Origin of the sequence: Flavobacterium sp. BFFFF1, assembly GCF_002256285.1 — a bacterium.
Classification (GTDB): Bacteria; Bacteroidota; Bacteroidia; order Flavobacteriales; family Flavobacteriaceae; genus Flavobacterium.
The window spans coordinates 27,307-44,080 of record NZ_NKJE01000018.1 but is presented as its reverse complement, the minus strand read 5'-3'; the positions used below and the strand labels follow the sequence as shown (position 1 = coordinate 44,080).

The following is a 16,774-nucleotide window of genomic DNA, read 5'->3' as shown; positions in this document are numbered from 1 at the left end:
TTTCAGCGAACAGCTTTCAGCGAACAGCTAACGGCTTTCAGCGAACGTGTTATCGTCGCTATTGGTCAACGGAATGCTAATTTTGTATATCTTGCTCAATATTAAGACAATCGGTTTTTTGTGGATGTGGTAAAATACAAATGAAGACATTACGGTCATGTGGATAGAAAATACAATTAATGAAATCCTGCAGTTTGTAAAGCGTTTTTTCGGCATGTTTGCCGGTTCGATTTTTTGGCCATTGAAGCTGTTGCGGGACATTCGGAGTGACCAGCCTAAATTGATCAGGGCATCGGTATATTTTTTTATAGCCTTGCTGCTCTATGTGTTTTACATCACGGCGCGGATGCATAATGTGCACTACATTGTGCCAACGGCGCTCAAGAACAACAAGGTCATTGAAATTGCGGCTACGGACGCCTCAATGAATTTCAACTTTAAGGCATTCCTTTATGTACTGCCTGTTGTAATGCTTTTTTACCTGCTTGTAAAGCTGTTGATTAAATTAGTCAGGGTACCGCGGATTGAAGCGCAATATTACATGCGTTACATTTGTATCTGGTCTGCATCGGCGATCCTGCTGAATGCCGTCCTGGATATGCTCGCGATGTTCATCAAGGAACATCCCGAATGGATATTTGGTGACAATCCGACGCTTGAATCTCTTGAGTCGCTGCGAATTTTTGTGAAGTATGGCCGGAATATCGTGCTGTGTACTGTCGTATTGTTTTGCAGTACTTATCCAGTCGTAAAGCATTATAAGTGGGCGTTGAAACCCCTTATTATTCCGTTTGTCGCCATCATGAGCCTGAGCTTTTCTTTCCAGTCAATCCAGCTGCTGTATAACTACTTTTCTAAACCCGATAGCGGCTCACTGTCGTTTCGGTCGGTCAATCCCGATGACTTTATCAATGTGATCTATAAGAAAGACAGCGTTGGCAATAAAGGAACGGCAACAATGTCGTTTTATATTTTTAATGATTCAGATTCCACATTTATTTTGCCATCATTTTCCAGGTTGCTTTTAACACGCTATTCCAAACAGGAGTTAAAATCATTTGATGAGCACCGGGAAATCCGGATGAAGCGTATCAACGGAATGCAAAGGAGCATGCAGGAACTGGAGTTGAAGGATGGAATTGAAGGAGACACGCTTTATGTCATAAAACCAAAAGATTTCCGTAAGGTAACATTCACTTCCAAAATGGACGGGTGTTACTTCAATGCGTTTTTTGATTACGGTCCCGGCCACAAGTATGCGGAACTCGAGTTCTTTATTCCTGTAACTTCGTCGTGGAATCAATATTGGCCGCGGAAGACAAAGGGGCAGGATGTAGGGCTTTACCCCAATGACTTATCTGATGGCGATTGCCCGAATTTTAAACTGCCTTAGGCTTGTGGTTTCGCTTTGGGCAAGGGATCAGCCATGAGCGATCAGCTAACCGCTGCTAAAACTCCAAATTGCGCGGCTCGCCGTTGAGCTCCCGGCCGTCCAGGATCATCTCGAGGCTTCTTTCGCGGATGCTTTTGTAAACGTCCTCGCGGTCTTCTTCGGTGGTCAGCCCCATCTTCCGGTTGAACAGGTATTGCTGGTGCGCCATCGGCAGGTGCTCGGCGGTGTTCTTCAACTGGAACGCATTGTATCCGCGGAACAGCGCCTCCCGGAAGTCGTAGTGCGCCTCTACCGGAATGTACTCGTCTTCTTCCTGCATTTGCATCAGCAGCACGTCGAGGTCAAACTCGTCGTCCTTGAAACCGTTTTTGTTGATCTCGAGGTAGTTGGCGTATTTCCTGCGGGTTTCCTCGTCTTCGAACGTATTCACGAAAAACGTCACTTTCTCAATGCTGTCCGGGTTTAGGTACGGCCTGCGTTCCGGGACATAAGGTTTCGACGGTGGCAGGTTTTTGACCTTTTCCTGGCGGGAAAGCTTTTTGTAAAACTCCTCCTTTTCGCCCCGGATGTCGGGCAGGATCATCAGCGAGCCGTTGCCGGTCCGCATGTTGTGGAAGTCATACCAGTCGGGCAATTGCATACCGTCGTCCTCATCGCCATTGTAGTTTTCCCGGAATTCCTCGTAACGCTGCACGTCATAAAAGTCGGTGATGTAGCGGTAGTCAATGTCAGCCGTCAGCAGGTATTCCTGGTACATGGCGATGTCGTCCTTGGTTACCGGCTCGAGGAACGGGCAGTCCAGGATGTTGTCTTTCCACAGCAGGAAGTCGTGGCAGATCTCGAGTTCCTCGACCTGTACCTGCTCGGCACGCCACAGGCATTGCAGGTCAAACAGCTTTTTGTGCTGTATCATTTTGAGGTGGTCGTAGGCGGCATCAATCCACCGCGTACGCTTTTCTTCGACGCGACGCTCGTAGGAGTCGGCGTATTTGTAAGCAAGGTATTTTTCAGTCAGGTAAAATAAGATGAAGGTATCGATAGAATGCGGGTTGTAGTCCTTAAAATATTCCTGTATCGATTCGTTTTCAAGGATTTCCTTGTGCCATTTGGTTTTGAGTTCTTTCTCCTCGAGCAGTTCCGTAATGCCTTTTTCGTAGCGTTCAGTGTAACGGCCCATGTTGTCGCCGCTGTTGGTATTGTCTTCCATTGCCGGTGTTTTAAGATTAGCAAAAAAATTGTACGGTTAAATTTAATGATTTTTCATATCGGACGATATCCATTAAGAAATTGTTGTGAATTGTACCCGCGACTGGGGTGCCAACACCGCCCATAAATACCCTACGCAGGGTATTTTGTATGTGATACCGATTCCTTAAGTTTGGAACACACAACCACAAATCCCGTTTTATGTACAAAATATTATCGTTAGACGGCGGCGGGAGCTGGTCACTGATCCAGCTGCTCACACTGCAGGACCGCTACCCGGGAAAACGCGGTCATGAGATTCTCCAGGACTTTGACATGGTCATCGCGAATTCCGGCGGCAGTATCGTGCTTGCCGCCCTCGTCGAAGACTGGACCATCGATAAAGCGCTCGAACTGTTCCACAAACGGGAAACCCGCGAAAGGATCTTCTCGCGGAATTCGTACCGCGAACGGTTTTTTCCAACCGACATCCTGGGGTTGTTTACGTCGTTCGGCCCAAAGTACAGCGCCAAGCGTAAGGGCGAAGCGTTCCGAGAACTGTTTAAACAGTCAGACAAGCGGCAAATGACGGACCTGCCCGAATTCATCGGCAAAAAAGACCTCAAGATCATCGTCGCCACATATGACGCGTTGAACAACCGCGCCAAGTTTTTCAAGTCGTTTGGCTCCGGCGCACATTATGATAGTGTGCGGCTCACGCAGGCGATACACGGCTCGTCGAATGCACCGATACAGTACTTTGACTTCCCGGCACGGTTCAAGGCGAAAAATTCGGGTGTTTACTTCGAGCTCTGGGACGGCGCACTCGGCGGGTTCAACAACCCGATTGCCGCGGGGATTATCGAAGCGGTTAAATGCGGCGTACCCAAAAAGGATATCGTTGTCGTATCGCTGGGCACGTCAAACAAATTGATGTCGATGGAGGACAAAGACGAATTTTACAAGGTCAAGCAGATCGCGATCAAGGAACGGCACAAAAAATACCTGGTGTGGCGGCTGAAATACCCGCTGAAGTTCTTCAAGGCTTCGATCCTGAACCAGGCGAAGACGATTTTGTATGAACCGCCGGATTGGTCGAATTATGTCGCCTACATGTTCCTGTATGGTGAAGCGTACACCACGGGCGACCACGAAGCACACACGAGCCGGTTCATCCGCCTGTCGCCGCTGTTGCATGTGGATGCGGCCGCACCGGAAGCCACCGCAAATCTGGTTTCGACGCTGTATAAGATGGATATGAACCTGACGCTGGACGCGGAGATTGCAAAGGTAGGGGAGTGCTACGCCCAATGGAAGGCCGGGCAGATCAAGAACCAGACGATTGAATTCATGGTGACGCGGCAGAATGAAATCATATCGACGATAGGGCATCAGACGTACCAGGAGGCTTATGACGCGTGGATGCGGATATAAGTAGGTGCAGTTGTTGCAAACGCATTTCCTTCCTACCAAAAACAATACAAAACCCTTTAAAAACGGATTATTATGGCCGACACAGAAAAGAACACCACACCTGCGTTGATCCCCAAAGCGCAGCTCGACGCCTTCAAAACCCTCATTTCAGAAAAGATCAAAAAATTCCGCCGCAAGCGCAGGAAGAACAAAATCGGAGCCATCATCGTACAGGTACTGCTGATCCTGTTCTCGTTTGGAACCACGGTGCTGATTGGCTGGAAGATCGGAACCAAGGACGAAAACATCAAGGATGGGCTGATAAACATCGCGCTGGTGCTGAGTACCCTCGCGACGGCGCTTACCGCCCTCGATAAATTCTTTGATTACAAACCGTTCTGGATTATGTATGGCGTGTCGATCAGCAAGCTGGAATTAGTAGAGGCGAAACTCAGTATGCTCGTCCCGAATGCCGATGGCGCCGTAGACGGTGCGGCATTCGATGCCGTTTTTAAGGAATTTGAGTCGGTATGCGGCTTGATGTCGTCGTTTTATAACGAGGTGCGGTCAGGGGAGTAGTGTGTTGTGTTGAGCCACTTAGCGCCCGTTGCGGTCCAGTTCCTCCCTTATGAGTTGCCGGATCCTGTTGAGCAATGCATCACTTTGTGCGCCACGGGCCGGTTTGGCCTGCAACTGCGCTGCGACGATTTTAGTGATTTCCCTTTTAACTGGTTCGCTCTGCAGGTATTGCAGCAGCATGCCCTCGAACGGATCGTGCAGCCTGCCGGGCTCCAGGACTACATTTTCTTCGGCCTGGTCGTCGGTTTTGTACCTTTTGACGCCGTGCAGGATGTGGAACGCATCAAAGTCCGGCACACTTTCTTCGAGCGGCATCAATTTCTTTTGTGTGACGGGCCTGACACCCGATGTCATGAGCTGGATGGTCTTGTAATCGACGTGGTATTTTTGGCACCATTCCTTTAAGGTACCCCCGTCTTTCTCGATGCGCTGCCTAAGGCGTTCATTCGGTGTCTCCATGGTTATTTAAAATCTACACTTTAACAATTAATCTACATTTTTGTACTATATTTGTGTCTGTGGTATAGGGTGCCACCCGCGAATATACACAGAATTATGGATTAAGGACAATTTTCAAGCCACGACAACATGAATGACAATAAGAAACCAGACGAAAACACGATCGACGATTTGCAAAACCACGCGCTGCAGCTACCACTCGAACAGCAGCTGTCCACGCTAAAACCGGCGGACCCGAAGGAGACGCTGTACACCGCAGTTGCCGGTACACGCGGGCACAACGAGATTGGTTACCAGGTGGTCGACCTGCTCAAAGTATCGATCATGGCACTCGACTCAGAATATGCACAGGGTCCGACGTCATTGAGTGCCTCGCCAAACCTGAATGTGATGGGTGTGCTGGAGATCGCGCTGGCCTTGCTGCCCTATGCCGGGTTTGCGCAGCCGGACAACCTGCGTCGCGAGGGGCCTGGCGAACTGCCGGCATACAATTACAGTACGCTGCGTATTATAGGGTAGCTATAGTGTAAGACGCTACTGCAATCCTATGTTTTTAGTTATATTTGTGACGCGGGTGATGACTCACTTTGAATGCCAACCCCGACCATCACTTCATGCGCCACGTCAAGAAACAAAACCTGCCCACCAAAACCTGTCCCGTTTGCGGACGTCCGTTCTCATGGCGTAAGAAATGGGAGAAGGTCTGGGACGAAGTCAAATACTGCAGCGACCGCTGCCGCAACCGAAAACATGAAAGTTAGCCGTACCCTGCGCCTGGTCCTGGGCGATCAGCTCAACAGCCGCCATTCCTGGTTTGATGCTGTGGACGATTCCGTCACCTATGTGATGATGGAAGTCCGCACCGAAACCGATTATGCCCTGCACCACATCCAGAAAGTCGTGGGTTTCTTTGTCGCGATGCGCGGGTTTTCGGAATCGTTGTCCGCAGCAGGACATCACGTCGTGTATTTTTCACTCGATGATCCGGCAAACCGGCAATCCATACCTGCAAATCTGCAGCAATTGCTCGACGCAGAAACGTATACCCAATTTGAATACCAATATCCTGATGAATACCGTGTCGATGTGATACTGAAGGATTTTTGCGCGGCACTGCCGATCGCCTGGCAGGCCGTGGAGACGGAGCATTTCTATACCAGACGTGAAACGCTCGCCGATTTCTTCGCGGGAAAGAAAACGCTGCTGATGGAGTCGTTCTACCGTGAGATGCGCCGGAAACACGGGGTGCTGATGGACTGTGGCCAACTGCTTACAGGCCAATGGAACTATGACGAGGACAACCGCAAGAAACTGCCCCGCGAACACCGCGTGACGCCGCCGCTGGTGTTTGATAATGACGTTTCTCCTATTTTATCGGCTGTGAACGCAACAGACATCAACACCATTGGTACCATCGACGCCCGGCATTTTGTGTGGCCGGTCAATAGGGAACAGTCGCTGCAACTGTTGGATTTTTTCGTTGAAGCGTGCCTGCCGCTGTTTGGTTCGTACCAGGACGCGATGGTGCCGCAACAATGGTCGCTGTACCATTCGCGGTTGTCGTTTTCGATGAATACGAAGATGCTGGCGCCTGCTGAAGTCATTGACGCCGCGGTGGCCGCCTGGCAGGCAAACCCAGATGCAATCGCCTACCACCAGCTCGAAGGATTTGTCCGGCAGATTATCGGGTGGCGCGAATACATGCGCGGCATTTACTGGATGAAGATGCCGGAATTCGGCACCTTGAATTTCCTGGACCACCAGGCACCCTTACCGGAATGGTACTGGACGGGCAAAACGAAGATGCACTGCCTGCGCGACAGCATCGGTCAGTCGTTGCAGTGGGCGTATGCGCACCACATCCAGCGGTTGATGGTTACCGGGAACTTTGCATTGCTGGCGGGCGTAGCCCCTGATGCAGTCGACGGCTGGTACCTCGGGATTTATATCGATGCGCTGGAATGGGTGGAAATCACGAACACGCGCGGGATGAGCCAGTTTGCCGATGGCGGCATCGTCGGGACCAAGCCCTATGTGAGTTCCGCAGCATATATCGACCGGATGAGCCACTACTGCGGGACTTGCTATTACAATAAGGCAAAAAAAACAGGCGATAAGGCGTGCCCATTTAACAGCCTGTACTGGAACTTTTATGACAGGCACCGCGACAAGCTGGAACGCAGCCCGAGGATTGGGATGGTATACAAGCTCTGGGACAGGATGAAGCAGGAGGATAAGGCGGCACTGCTTGAACAGGCTACATTTTACCTGACGAACATCGACAAGTTGTAGCTAGGCTGGGTTGCGCAAGCGTTACTGACATTTTCAGTATCTTCGCAAAGCGGAGTAAATCGGTACACCGATATCTGGCTTTGGTGACTGTAACCAATAATATAAAACACATGGAGATTAAGACACGCCACACGCTTTTTGGGATGTTCGGCATCGTTTTTTTGCTGATACTAATTTCGCTGCTGGGTACAACGCCCGTACTGCAATGGTTAGGCTTCGATAAGATGGGCCCGCCGGTACTTTGGCTTTCGCGGGGATTGATCTGGGGGGCATTGGCTTTATTGTGGTGGTATGCTGTAAAGATCGAACGGCAACCGTTGCTGTTTTGGAAAGAGCGTCGGCTATCGTTTTTGGGATACGTGGGGTCGATTGCCGTAGTCCTGTTCATTTTGCTTGTCTTGATTATCATGCTCGGATTGGTCGCGAAGCTGTCGGGCGTGAATACCCGAAGTGAAAAGATGTTGATGCTGATGAAAATGCTGGGCAACCATCAGTTCTTGCTGGTATTCATTGCGCTAACCGCAGGCGTCGTCGAGGAATTCATCTTTCGCGGTTACATGCAGCCCAGGATGGAAGTGCTTTTTAAGAGCCCTGTTGCGGCGATTGTGGTATCGTCTGCGGTATTTGGTGTATTGCACATTGGTTATGGGACATTTTTAAACGTGGCGGGGCCATTCCTTATCGGGTTGGTATTCGCGGTATATTACTCGAAGTTTCGAAACCTTAAGGTGCTGATATGCTGTCATTTCCTTTGGGATTTTATCATCATGTGCACGCAGGCGGGGCGATAGTTTCTTCGTATCGTACGGGCAAAACGCTTTCATTATACCGTTTTTTAACCCGGTAATCTATATTAAAAACAATCGGTTTTATATTGTGTAATTTGTTCTTAATGTGCTAAATTCGTTGCGAAATTTCTTTCACTGGATTGACGCAGCCTGTGTTCGTCACACGTATCTCCCAACGCGCCATGGAAGGTTATTTCGTACGAAACGTAACCATTAAACAATTATACAATGCGGAAATCATTACTTCTGTTTTCTTTTCTTTTGGCGGCGGCGGTCCACGGACAGCAGGCGCCAATAAACACGCTTTCCGGCGTTCACGCGACGCGGCACAGTGCGGCACTGCAACAAACGCCCACCGCCACACCGTCCTTCGCGCGCGTAAGTGCTTCCATCGCAGCCACAGTAGGGCAGGCGGTGAAATCTGAATATACTCGTGTGCCGCTAGGGCAAGCGGCTCAGGCCGGATATGGTGCTGCGATTGTGAACACCGGCGGCGACGATTTTACCGGGGTGGTTCGCCTTCGTGTGATGGATCCTACCATGGCAGTAGTCGCTACGGCTAGCAGTGCGCCAACATTGGTGACTGCAGGAACTACTTCAGCAGTATTGGCTGTTACGCCTTCATATACACCAGCCGCTCCCGGGGTTTACACCTATACGTATGACATCCTGGTAGATGGTACTTCAGATGTAGCCAGCACGGCTGACGTCACGTACACCGTACAATTCACTGCGTCAGAGATGGCCAGGGACAATGATGTAGTCGGCGGAGCGCTTGGTATTGGTGCCGGAGATGGAGGTTATCTTGGACAGTCTTTTGCGCTGAGCAGCGACACTACGCTGTCCTCCGTAAGTATTTTTACCGTTGCCAACAACCAGGGCGTAGCGGTGGAGATGGGATGTGCTGTTTTCAAGCTGGTTGGTGGTGTACCGCAACTGCTGCAGACATTGCCTTCAATCATGATCCCGAGCCTGGACCCGGCGGGATGGCATGATTTTGCATTGGCTACACCATTGGAATTTAACGCGGGCGACGTCATCGTTGTCTGTGCTCAGGAATATGGACAAACCATACAGGTTGGTCTCACCAATACCATTTTTACTGCTGGTTCAACGTACGTGAACTGGCCATCAAATCCGTTTGGGACTTGGGCGCCCAACGAGCAGTTCGGCGCTGCTTTCGCTAAGCCCTATATGATCAGGCCGAGCTTTTCGTGTTCGCTACCGGATCCTATAGCAGCTGCTACACAATCGTTTTGTGAAGGTGCTACAGTGGCCGATCTTGACGGGACAGGAACCAATATCGAATGGTTTGATGCCATAGCAAGCGCAGCAGCCTTGACGCCAGACACAGTCCTGGTAACCCAGACGTATTATGTATCCCAATCTCAGGGACTTTGTTCCAGCGACAGGGTGCCGGTATCGGTTACCGTTACGCCAATTACCTCAAATGTAACCACGATATCAGCCTGCGACTCCTACACCTGGGATGAAAATGCGACCACATACACCGCGTCCGGAACGTACAATGTCGTAAACGGCTGCCATACCGAAACATTAAATTTAACAGTTACACCTTCAACCAGCAATACGGCTGTAGTGGAAGCCTGTGACAGTTATACGTGGCCTGTGAATGGTTTCACTTACACCGAATCAGGATCATATGATGTAACCAATGGTTGCCATACTGAAATATTGGAATTGACCATTACCCCTTCAACCAGCAATACCGCTGTAGTGGAAGCGTGTGACAGTTATACGTGGGCTGTAAATGGTTTCACCTATACTGAATCAGGATCGTATGACGTAACCAACGGTTGCCATACAGAAATATTGGAGTTAACGATATTGCTTCCGGTGAACATTCTGGATCAGCCTGCCGACCAAAACCTGGTGGAAGGCACAACAGCATCCTTTTCAGTGATAGCAGACAATGCAGCGACTTACCAATGGCAGGGCAGTATTGACGGTGGTGCAAATTGGATCGACATTCCGGAAGGAGATGGCATCAGCGGTACCGATACCAATACACTTACGATTGACGGGACAGTCGTAACGACAGGCATTAGCGGACTGATGGTCAGGGCGTTTATGACCAACGGAACCTGCAGTACCGCGTTTACAAATAGCGCTGTGCTTTCGGTTACTCTTGGTACAAACACAGCCGCTTTGAACAACCTTAGCATTTATCCAAACCCTACCCGCAACCTGGTCAATGTAAGCACCAATGGTGTAGCGGCAAAGATTACCGTATCGGATATTAATGGCAGGTTAATCCACTCCGCAGCATCGCAAACCGGCGAAGCACAGATTGACCTTTCCAATGTGCAGGCAGGAATCTACCTTTTCACGATTACTACTGATTACGGCGTAGTCAATAAGAAAGTCATTAAGGAATAAAGCGAATTTTTGCTTAGCATAGTTGCTTTTGCAACATATAGAAACCGGGGAATTCCCCGGTTTTTTTATGCCTTTATCTTAGATGTTATCCTGCGGGATTTTTCCGCTTTTTCAGGCTCGGTCAACAGCACCGGAAAACAATCGGCGGTAATCCGGAATTATTCATGGTAAAAGGCTAACTTTACCTTTAACGATACCCATCAAATGCAACACCATCCAGACAAAGCCGAAACAGGCGATGACAGACTACCTCAAGCCCCTGCCGTGGTCGTGCAGAAAAGCGAAGCGGCCATGCGGGTTTACTACCAGCGGATGGTTGAAGAGGCTACTGATTATGCACTGTTGCTTCTTGACGTCGATGGCAATATCCTGAACTGGAATCCCGGTGCTGCAAAGATCAAGGGATATGCAGAAGAGGAGATAATGGGACGCAATTTCAGCATCTTTTATCAGGCGTCGGACATCGCTGACGGACTGCCACAACGATTGATTTCTGAAGCGGCCCGGGCGGGTAAGGCAAGCCATGAAGGATGGCGCGTAAAGCGGGACGGGACCAAATTCTGGGGATCGATCGTAATCACGGCACTCCATGACACAGACAATGCCATCATCGGTTTTTCGAAAATCACACGGGATTTGACCGAAAGGCGCAACGCAGAAGAAAACCTGCAGCGATATGCCGCCGAGTTGCAGCTGCAGAATGAAAGATTGTACCACAGCGAACAGCGCTACCACCGCATGATTGCCGAAGTGGAAGATTATGCCATCATACTGCTGGACAGCAACGGATTGATACAAAACTGGAATAAAGGTGCCGAAAACATCAAAGGTTACGCTGAGAATGAAATTATAGGGAAGAGTTTCCGGGCGTTCTATCTGCCTGAAGACCGCGAGAAACAACTGCCGGAACATTTGCTGGAACAGGCACGGCTGCACAACAAAGCGAACCATGAAGGCTGGCGTCTTCGGAAAAATGGTACGCGGTTTTGGGGCAGTGTCGTCATTACCGCGCTGCACGATGATGCCGGAAGCGTCGTTGGGTTTTCAAAAGTAACGCGTGACCTCACCCACAAAAAAGAAGCAGAAGACCTGATCCTGCAGAAGAATAAACAACTTGAGGACTATGCACACGCCGCGTCCCATGACCTGCAGGAACCCTTGCGAAAAATACTGTTGTTCAGTGACTTGTTGCAGCGCAATATGGGCAACAGGGCCGCCGCTGAAACCTACCTGCAGAAGATAAATAATTCCACGGAAAGGATGTCTCACCTGATCAAGGCAGTGTTGGAATACTCACAAACGCCCGTATCAGACAATCTAAAGGCTTTCGTGGACCTGAATGACGTCATCCGTAACATTGAAGTGGATTTCGAATTATTGCTCGAAGAACGCAATGGTCGTATATTACGTGATCGCCTGCCTGTGATTTTCGCGATACCAATACAAATGCACCAGCTTTTCACAAACCTGATCAGTAACGCGATAAAATTTTGCGATGGGACGCCACAAATTGACATTAGGGTACAGCAAATTGATGACATCGACTCCGCTAAACTGGTGCACATCAGAGTCACTGACAATGGAACCGGGTTTAAGCAGGAGCACGCCGATAAGATTTTCAGGATGTTTCACAGGTTACATGACAAAAAGCATGGCACAGGGATTGGTCTCGCTTTATGCAAAAGAATCGTCGAGAATCACCGTGGTAAGATCACCGCTATTAGTGAACCTGGCAAAGGAACGTCATTTGACATCCTGCTTCCTTTGGAATAATCAGCTTTTGTGCACGAATGCCTGTCCCGAAGCATTAAATGTGTTCCAGTCAATCCCCACTGAAAATGCAATGGCATCCTTGAGCTTATCATAACTCGTCGGTTTACAGATGTAATAATTGGCGCCCAGGTCGCGGCTTTTCTCACGATTGTGCGAATCGTTGGCCGTAGAAAGTACCACAACAGGAATCCTGCTCAACGAAGACGACGACCTCATGTCTGAAATGATAGCATGCCCTGATTTCAAAGGCATATTCAGGTCAGCAAAAACGATTGACGGTACCGGCGGCGGGTTGTTCAGCGTTTGGAATAACGCCGCAGGATCGCTGAACACGTGGGCTGCGATGCCCAACTCTGCAGCGGCTTCAGCAAATAAAAACAGATCGTCCGCATCATCATCAATGTAAAAGAGAATCGGGGAATTGCTCATGGGAGGGTTTGTTTGAAAACATTTATAACGTTTCCAAAAGTAATTGATAAAAATCTAATTTTGAAAAAAAAATTAACGATTGTTTATCGGTATTTACTGGTCAGATGTTGGGAAGAACCGGCTTGCAGTAAGCCCTTTGGTGTTCAACGCTCGTTAATCTCCGTAACAGGTACCGGCATTTGCCGGTTTCGGAATTCCTGTTCTTCCTCTTCAACGATTTTCTTTCCTGCCGCTTCGGCCAGGGCATATTCCTGCAACTTTTTTTCAGAGGAATCCTTAAAACGTTTGACGAGCACCTTGTGCTCAAAGATCGGCGTCCATTGATCGTTTTCAGGTTCTTTCGCCAACACGACGGTCACAATCAGGTGTGAAGAGGTATTGTATTCCGGGCGGATCAATTGCGAAATTTTCGTTTCGCTATAGCGGTGCTGTGCAAAGCCCGTTGCCGAAGCCAGCCATAATATAAGGAATGTTGTCTTCATAGTCTGCTTTTTAGGGGAAAAGCAGGTCAAGAACTGGTAGATGAAGCAATTTAGGATATTTTTGCGGATAATCATCATCGTGGGTGCGGTTATTTGAAAAAGGTTAGCGAATTTTTATTTGATTTTCAGTCGATTAGAGCGTGATGCTTCATTTTAGGCGCGGCGGGATTAAAAAAAAACTGCAGCCGTCCGACTGCAGTTTGGTGAAGTTATCAAGCCTACCGGCATCAGAACAACAGCTTTTTGGTTACTGTGGTACCGTTGGCATCTGTAATTTGAAACAGTAACAAGCTTTGAGATGGAGACAGTATTTTCAAAGCAAGTGTTTTGCTATTGACGTCGTTATCGCTGTACAGCAATCGTCCGCTCAGGTCGAATACTGCCAATTTCACGATAGGCTGTACCGCTGATAAGATTTCGATTGCGGAATCTTTGGCAAATACAATGACATCATTGCTAACTTCTTCGGTAATTGTTGTGCCTAACGTGCTGTTCATATATTGTATAGAAAATCGGCTGGGGAAATTTCCAATCGCCGAAATGAAGGTATAGCTGTCCGTTTTCATATTCGTAACGACGTTTGTTTCGTTGTCTTTCAGGAAAATGTCCTGGCCTTCAGCGAAAATACCGTCAAAGTGATCCAATGCAATGGTGTAACTGCCGACCTGATCCGTCATAAGCCCTACGGCTACCATATCGGTTTGATGAAAGGGCAACGCTTTACCCTGAATGGCATAAGGTGTTTCATTACCAATTGTGGTATACAGCTGTGTGCCTGACGCGTCGATCACAGTGCCGTCAAATTGACTGTCTTCGCCATCCGTCGCATCACTCACATAACCGATAAGTGCCTGGCTGTACATGTTATTCTCGTCCAATAGGTTAAGCCATACCCTGTTTTGCTCGGCAGTTTCGGTCCTGAAGAACTGGTTTTGGTTGTTGGCTATCCTTATGGTGTTTGCGAAAACCGCCGTTACGGGTGCACTCACTTTCGCTACAAATCCCTGCCCGACCTGGATGGTGCCATTTGGTGTTTCGCTGACTGGGTTTGTCATCGACGATGAGGTACCGCCGGTCGCATTCACCGTGGCATAATTGGCTCCCCGTTCAGAGCCCTGTGCGGTGTGCGTCCAGAAGTATAACGTATTGATCTCAGGATTTTGGCGCAGGAATGCTGACGCATTTATGGTGGAAGGATACGGATTTCCAATGAGGTTATAGCCTTGTCCGTTAAATGTCAGCGGAATGGTAACCGTGCCATTGTTCGGCGAACCTTCGAAAGAGCCGTAAAACGTTTGTGGCATATCCGGGAAGTTATTGGGAGCACGAATCATAAACCCTTTGGCTGGCGTAAAATCGTTCAGGGCGGGATTAACCGCTGCAAAGTTGTTCGCGGCTTCATCGATGACAAAGAAACGGTTTGACAGGGTTTCCGGTGAAAATAATCCAAGATTCTGTCCAACAACAGGAGACGACCAGTACACATAATCAAGTCTGCGCATCGCTGCATTGCGCTTCACGATAATCTCGCCGGAGTTCGTATTCACAGCAGCCAGTTGCAACAGGTTTGCGTTGTTCTCCACAATGAATGCGTTGGGCGTACTATTATTTATTACCGAATTCACTACGGTCATATTGGTGCCAGTACGCACAACGACGCTGCCACCGTTGTTGACAGTCAGGTTTTTCGCTGTAAAAGAACCTTGCGAGCCATTGTCATACAGTCCGTTAATGATGGCGTTAATGCCGGCTGTCGGTACACGGTCAGACCACTCTGAACCATTCCAAATGGTAAAATCGGTGGTGATTACCCCCACAATGTTTGAGTTGGCCGACACGCCCTCGTCATCAACAGCCCGTACCCGATAATAATACGGTGTCGCTGGCGCTAGCCCTGTTACGGTATAATAAGTAACATTGCCGACGGGCAGGTTTTCAAACAGGTAGGTCTCATTTGGAGACTGACCGAAAGGTGTTGCGCTTACGTCCAGTCGGTAAGCCGTTGCTCCGGCGACTGCGGTCCACTGTGCCCCGAAGGTAGTGTTCATGACGTTTGTCGCTTCTACCGCAACAGGCGCCTCATTAACGATTTTGTGATTCAGGTAAGTGGGAGTCATGTTCGTCTCCGAAGCCGTCGCATAAAGGCATGAGAAAGCCATAAAGCCCCAAAGGCTTTTGTGTAGTAATTTAATTTTCATAGTAGATTTTTTTTTTATGTAGTCCAATACTGTTCTTACGCACATCCTGGAGATAGCCAATGCCCAAATACATTGTCTTTCGCTGCGCATGGAGCGGTAGTAGTCTACGGGTGCAAATCTATGGCGTATATCATGTGGGATTTTACAGGATTACATTTATATGTTGTAGCCTCTCTACATACATTCGAGAATGTATGGATTGATCACAATGCCTACGTGGCGTCCGGTCCGCACGACACTATGTGATGCGCGGCCTGTTGATGGATGTCACCCATTCCTGTTTGTTACAGGTAGGACAAAGGTGCTTGTCCGTGGGTTGGATTTCCTGCGTATGCCCGCAAAAACTGCAGGAGTAAATGCCTTGAGTCAGGATTTGAACATAGCGTTCAGCATACAATTTTGGTAAAATCGGTAGCCCGTATTTCACGTCTTTATCTTCATAATAAAATAGGCTGATATTCCCCGAGACTTCTATGATCGCCTGCTCAATTTGTCCAAGATGGGATACACTCTGCTGCCGCATTTCTGAAAAGAACTCGTCATAGCCTAATGTTTCCTTGTCGAAATTGGCAATGGAGAAAGTCCCTTGCCATACGAGGCAAATTGGTTCCCCTTCAATGATCCTGTCGATTCTTTCGCTCCGGGTGACGAGGTAGGTCGTTGCTTTGTAGAGCAGGATTACAACAAGGAACACCACAATCGCATTCAGTATGCCAACATCCTTATAGAACATCGGATCGCCTGCGGCAGATCCAAAACCGATGATAATCACCAATTCAAAAATCGACAACTGCTTCACGCCCCTTTTGCCCAGTGCTTTCAGAGCCAGCAGTATGCCGATGTACATGATTGTGGTACGAAGCGCGACTTCAATAAGGAAATCCAGCGGTTCTTCGCCCAATAAAACCTGTTTCCAGTCAATAACAGTTAATGTAATCATTTTTTAAAACAAGGTATGGATTTTTGGACTTTTGGCAATAGGGTATGGGTCGGACGGTACACAGTTGGCTGGAAGTATCAGAAATTTATTTGTCTAATGGTCAGTATTTTAAGATCAGAAAAGTCCATTTTACTATGCGCAAATGTGATCATTTTATAAATAAATGATCGTAATCTTGTAATAAAAGTTGTCTGAGTCGCTGTACCTTTAAAAAACTAAATTAAAAGGAAATGGACAGCGACGAAAAAAATCAAAAAACAGGATTCCGTGACGTCATCGCGGTGAATCTGGATAATAGGGCAGAGGTGGCGCATTGGCTTGAACATTGGAATATCACAGAAGCTGAATTGAAAGAAGCGGTTGCCAATACAGATACGAATCTTGTTACTGCAATTGCTGCCTACCTGAAAAAATAACTTGATGGGCACGACATGCTGCCGGAA

16 protein-coding genes are annotated in these 16,774 nt (G+C 48.5%); 10 read left to right on the top strand and 6 right to left on the bottom strand.

Translation table 11 applies throughout. From position 1 onward, the window contains the following. Positions 1-157: 157 nt before the first annotated feature. Positions 158-1,393 carry a hypothetical protein gene (locus tag CFE23_RS11725; protein ID WP_291088229.1) on the top strand — a complete coding sequence of 412 codons (1,236 nt, stop codon included), beginning with the start codon at positions 158-160 and terminating at the stop codon, positions 1,391-1,393. 55 nt (positions 1,394-1,448) lie between these two features. Here CFE23_RS11725 and CFE23_RS11720 read toward each other — a convergent pair whose 3' ends face one another. Beyond that, the gene (locus CFE23_RS11720; RefSeq protein WP_291088227.1) at positions 1,449-2,600 is read right to left on the bottom strand and encodes a hypothetical protein; all 1,152 of its coding nucleotides are present in this window, start codon (positions 2,598-2,600) and stop codon (positions 1,449-1,451) included. 200 nt (positions 2,601-2,800) lie between these two features. On the opposite strand from CFE23_RS11720, the gene CFE23_RS11715 reads away from it, so the two are divergent. Both CFE23_RS11715 and CFE23_RS11710 read left to right on the top strand, forming a co-directional pair. Then, positions 2,801-4,012 (top strand): patatin-like phospholipase family protein, encoded by a 1,212-nt coding sequence (locus CFE23_RS11715; RefSeq protein WP_291088225.1) that lies wholly within the window; start codon positions 2,801-2,803, stop codon positions 4,010-4,012. 72 nt (positions 4,013-4,084) lie between these two features. Next, the gene (locus CFE23_RS11710; protein WP_291088223.1) at positions 4,085-4,570 is read left to right on the top strand and encodes an SLATT domain-containing protein; all 486 of its coding nucleotides are present in this window, start codon (positions 4,085-4,087) and stop codon (positions 4,568-4,570) included. A gap of 18 nt (positions 4,571-4,588) precedes the next feature. Here the strand turns inward: CFE23_RS11710 and CFE23_RS11705 are convergent, their stop codons facing one another. Continuing rightward, positions 4,589-5,029: a hypothetical protein gene (locus CFE23_RS11705; RefSeq protein ID WP_291088221.1), complete on the bottom strand. Its 441-nt coding sequence runs from the start codon at positions 5,027-5,029 to the stop codon at positions 4,589-4,591. Positions 5,030-5,158: 129 nt separating this feature from the next. Between CFE23_RS11705 and CFE23_RS11700 the strand changes: the two genes are divergently transcribed. The 6 genes from CFE23_RS11700 (at position 5,159) to CFE23_RS11675 (ending at position 12,282) form a co-directional block, all read left to right on the top strand. Then, complete coding sequence (locus CFE23_RS11700) at positions 5,159-5,548, top strand: hypothetical protein (protein ID WP_291088219.1); 390 nt, start codon at positions 5,159-5,161, stop codon at positions 5,546-5,548. Positions 5,549-5,643: 95 nt separating this feature from the next. After that, positions 5,644-5,790 (top strand): DUF2256 domain-containing protein, encoded by a 147-nt coding sequence (locus CFE23_RS11695; protein ID WP_291088286.1) that lies wholly within the window; start codon positions 5,644-5,646, stop codon positions 5,788-5,790. Next, on the top strand, positions 5,780-7,321 hold the full coding sequence (locus tag CFE23_RS11690; RefSeq protein WP_291088284.1) for a cryptochrome/photolyase family protein: 1,542 nt from the start codon (positions 5,780-5,782) through the stop codon (positions 7,319-7,321). The genes CFE23_RS11695 and CFE23_RS11690 overlap by 11 nt, the downstream gene beginning before the upstream one ends. Positions 7,322-7,431: 110 nt before the next feature. After that, positions 7,432-8,112: a type II CAAX endopeptidase family protein gene (locus CFE23_RS11685; RefSeq protein ID WP_291088217.1), complete on the top strand. Its 681-nt coding sequence runs from the start codon at positions 7,432-7,434 to the stop codon at positions 8,110-8,112. A gap of 225 nt (positions 8,113-8,337) precedes the next feature. After that, the gene (locus CFE23_RS11680; RefSeq protein WP_291088215.1) at positions 8,338-10,509 is read left to right on the top strand and encodes a T9SS type A sorting domain-containing protein; all 2,172 of its coding nucleotides are present in this window, start codon (positions 8,338-8,340) and stop codon (positions 10,507-10,509) included. 204 nt (positions 10,510-10,713) lie between these two features. Beyond that, positions 10,714-12,282, top strand: coding sequence for a PAS domain-containing sensor histidine kinase (locus CFE23_RS11675; protein WP_291088213.1), 1,569 nt, complete (start codon positions 10,714-10,716; stop codon positions 12,280-12,282). On the opposite strand, the gene CFE23_RS11670 is transcribed toward CFE23_RS11675, so the two are convergent. The 4 genes from CFE23_RS11670 to CFE23_RS11655 form a co-directional block, all read right to left on the bottom strand. Then, the gene (locus CFE23_RS11670) at positions 12,283-12,711 is read right to left on the bottom strand and encodes a response regulator (protein WP_291088211.1); all 429 of its coding nucleotides are present in this window, start codon (positions 12,709-12,711) and stop codon (positions 12,283-12,285) included. A gap of 143 nt (positions 12,712-12,854) precedes the next feature. After that, entirely contained in the window at positions 12,855-13,193 is a 339-nt protein-coding gene (locus CFE23_RS11665; protein ID WP_291088209.1) for a hypothetical protein, read from the bottom strand. A gap of 227 nt (positions 13,194-13,420) precedes the next feature. After that, positions 13,421-15,391, bottom strand: a complete 1,971-nt coding sequence (locus CFE23_RS11660; RefSeq protein ID WP_291088206.1) for a fibronectin type III domain-containing protein — start codon at positions 15,389-15,391, stop codon at positions 13,421-13,423. Between the two features lie 238 nt (positions 15,392-15,629). Then, on the bottom strand, positions 15,630-16,331 hold the full coding sequence (locus CFE23_RS11655; protein ID WP_291088204.1) for a YetF domain-containing protein: 702 nt from the start codon (positions 16,329-16,331) through the stop codon (positions 15,630-15,632). 230 nt (positions 16,332-16,561) lie between these two features. Here CFE23_RS11655 and CFE23_RS11650 point away from each other — a divergent pair, with 230 nt between their 5' ends. After that, positions 16,562-16,747, top strand: a complete 186-nt coding sequence (locus tag CFE23_RS11650) for a DUF3606 domain-containing protein (protein WP_291088202.1) — start codon at positions 16,562-16,564, stop codon at positions 16,745-16,747. Positions 16,748-16,774 lie beyond the last annotated feature (27 nt).

What these genes read in the sequence shown, in the direction of transcription:
- CFE23_RS11675 (WP_291088213.1), top strand. Translation starts at nt 10,714, where the DNA reads ATGCAACACCATCCAGACAAAGCCGAAACAGGCGATGACAGACTACCT.
- CFE23_RS11665 (WP_291088209.1), bottom strand. Translation starts at nt 13,193, where the DNA reads ATGAAGACAACATTCCTTATATTATGGCTGGCTTCGGCAACGGGCTTT.
- CFE23_RS11655 (WP_291088204.1), bottom strand. Translation starts at nt 16,331, where the DNA reads ATGATTACATTAACTGTTATTGACTGGAAACAGGTTTTATTGGGCGAA.
- CFE23_RS11690 (WP_291088284.1), top strand. Translation starts at nt 5,780, where the DNA reads ATGAAAGTTAGCCGTACCCTGCGCCTGGTCCTGGGCGATCAGCTCAAC.
- CFE23_RS11715 (WP_291088225.1), top strand. Translation starts at nt 2,801, where the DNA reads ATGTACAAAATATTATCGTTAGACGGCGGCGGGAGCTGGTCACTGATC.
- CFE23_RS11680 (WP_291088215.1), top strand. Translation starts at nt 8,338, where the DNA reads ATGCGGAAATCATTACTTCTGTTTTCTTTTCTTTTGGCGGCGGCGGTC.
- CFE23_RS11705 (WP_291088221.1), bottom strand. Translation starts at nt 5,029, where the DNA reads ATGGAGACACCGAATGAACGCCTTAGGCAGCGCATCGAGAAAGACGGG.
- CFE23_RS11660 (WP_291088206.1), bottom strand. Translation starts at nt 15,391, where the DNA reads ATGAAAATTAAATTACTACACAAAAGCCTTTGGGGCTTTATGGCTTTC.
- CFE23_RS11720 (WP_291088227.1), bottom strand. Translation starts at nt 2,600, where the DNA reads ATGGAAGACAATACCAACAGCGGCGACAACATGGGCCGTTACACTGAA.
- CFE23_RS11700 (WP_291088219.1), top strand. Translation starts at nt 5,159, where the DNA reads ATGAATGACAATAAGAAACCAGACGAAAACACGATCGACGATTTGCAA.
- CFE23_RS11670 (WP_291088211.1), bottom strand. Translation starts at nt 12,711, where the DNA reads ATGAGCAATTCCCCGATTCTCTTTTACATTGATGATGATGCGGACGAT.
- CFE23_RS11685 (WP_291088217.1), top strand. Translation starts at nt 7,432, where the DNA reads ATGGAGATTAAGACACGCCACACGCTTTTTGGGATGTTCGGCATCGTT.
- CFE23_RS11710 (WP_291088223.1), top strand. Translation starts at nt 4,085, where the DNA reads ATGGCCGACACAGAAAAGAACACCACACCTGCGTTGATCCCCAAAGCG.
- CFE23_RS11695 (WP_291088286.1), top strand. Translation starts at nt 5,644, where the DNA reads ATGCGCCACGTCAAGAAACAAAACCTGCCCACCAAAACCTGTCCCGTT.
- CFE23_RS11725 (WP_291088229.1), top strand. Translation starts at nt 158, where the DNA reads ATGTGGATAGAAAATACAATTAATGAAATCCTGCAGTTTGTAAAGCGT.
- CFE23_RS11650 (WP_291088202.1), top strand. Translation starts at nt 16,562, where the DNA reads ATGGACAGCGACGAAAAAAATCAAAAAACAGGATTCCGTGACGTCATC.